Origin of the sequence: Kitasatospora sp. LaBMicrA B282, assembly GCF_050325825.1 — a bacterium.
Taxonomy (GTDB): Bacteria; Actinomycetota; Actinomycetes; order Streptomycetales; family Streptomycetaceae; genus Kitasatospora.
Genome location: NZ_JBNQTI010000351.1, coordinates 1 through 1,610 on the forward strand (window position 1 = coordinate 1; position 1,610 = coordinate 1,610).

Sequence of the window (1,610 nt, forward strand, 5' to 3'; positions counted from 1 at the left end):
GGGTGGCATCGTGGCCGCGGGCCCGCACCGCACGGCGGGACGAGGGCACCGGGACCAGCAGCAGCGGGCGGCCGGCCGGGAGCGGGGCGCGGAGCTCGGCCGCGAGCGCCGCGCGGACCGCGGTGGCGAGCACCGCGCCGAGCGGGGTGGCCAGTGGCAGCGCGCCGCGTTCCTTGTGGGCGATCAGCAGCGGGCGCAGCGGGTCGCGGTAGTCGGCGCAGGAGTAGAGCGGTGGCAGCCCCGGCGGGGCCGCCCGGGGGTCGGCGGGTCGGCCGTGCAGGCCGGCCAGCAGGGCCCGGCAGTCGGCGCAGAGCTGGCCGTGCGGTGCGCCGCAGCCGGCGCAGTCGGCGGGCAGCAGCAGATCGAGCAGGAGTGCCGACACGACCCCTCCCGGAACCGGTCGACCGCGATCCGGCGAGCCGCCGCAGGGGCGCCAGCAGGGGCACCAGCCGGAGACCGCGGGATGTCGAGCGACCGTCGAGTGGCGGACCAGCGTCCCCGGTGACGCTGAGTGGTGAGGTGAGCATGGGCCGTCTGGGCGGAGTTGTCCAGATATTTACCTTCACTTCACTCGATAGAGGGTAGACAGGGGTGAACAGCTGTCCAGCCGGAACCCGCGCCACCTAGCCTCCCGCTGAGGAGGCGAAAAGCCCGTCCCGGGTGTCTGATGAGGCTCCAAGGGGTTTCAAGCGCCTCTGATGGGGAGGAAGTGGGTGAAGGCCCAGCCCGCCCGGTCCCGACCGGGCGGTGGGCCGGCGGCAGCGTGGCTGGTCAGGCTGGGTCTCAGTCCGGTCCGGTAGTCCGGACCGGCGTCGCACGAGGGATCGGAGTTCTGCGTGGACATCGTCGTCAAGGGCCGCAAGACCGAGGTGCCCCAGAGGTTCCGCGAGCACGTGGCCGAAAAGCTGGAGAAGGTCCAGAAGTTCGACGGCAAGGTGATCAGCCTCGACGTCGAGGTGTCCAAGGAACACAACCCGCGTCAGGCCGAGCGGTCCGACCGGGTGGAGATCACCGTCCGTACCCGTGGCCCGGTGATCCGGGCCGAGGCCGCCGCCGCCGATCCCTACGCGGCGCTCGACCTGGCCTCGGCGAAGCTCGACGCGCAGCTGCGCAAGTCCGCCGACCGGCGCCGGGTGCACCACGGGGCGCGCACCACGCCGATGAGCGTGGCCGAGGCGACCGCGCGGATCGCGGCCCTGCCGGGCACCGCGACCATGGAGGAACTGGCCGAGGCGCCGGTGCGCAAGACGGTGGCGCCCTCGCTGGAGGTCGAGGGCGAAGGACCGCTGGTGGTCCGGGAGAAGACGCACGTCGCCGCACCGATGACGCTGGCGCAGGCGCTGCACGCGATGGAGCTGGTGGCCCACGACTTCTACCTCTTCGTGGAGAAGGACAGCGGGCTGCCGAGCGTGGTCTACCGGCGCCGCGGCTACGACTACGGCGTCATCCACCTGAAGGCCGACGGCCTGGAGCCGGACGGCGACATCGGTGGTGCCGGCGGCGCGATCAACGGCGCCGACCGCTGAGCGCGGGCCGGCCCGGGCCGGCGACCTGACACACCCGGCACGACGAACGGCACATTCCCGGCGCCGCGGCCCGCGTGGCCGCGG

Annotated in this window: 2 protein-coding genes; one reads left to right on the forward strand and one right to left on the reverse strand. The window is 73.5% G+C overall.

The window, feature by feature from the left end; genetic code table 11:
- A partial coding sequence (locus ACQRUO_RS39355) for a ComF family protein (protein WP_428320991.1) occupies positions 1-382 on the reverse strand: 382 nt, incomplete at its 3' end.
- Between the two features lie 454 nt (positions 383-836).
- Here ACQRUO_RS39355 and hpf point away from each other — a divergent pair.
- On the forward strand, positions 837-1,526 hold the full coding sequence (hpf, locus tag ACQRUO_RS39360) for a ribosome hibernation-promoting factor, HPF/YfiA family (RefSeq protein ID WP_428320992.1): 690 nt from the start codon (positions 837-839) through the stop codon (positions 1,524-1,526).
- Positions 1,527-1,610 lie beyond the last annotated feature (84 nt).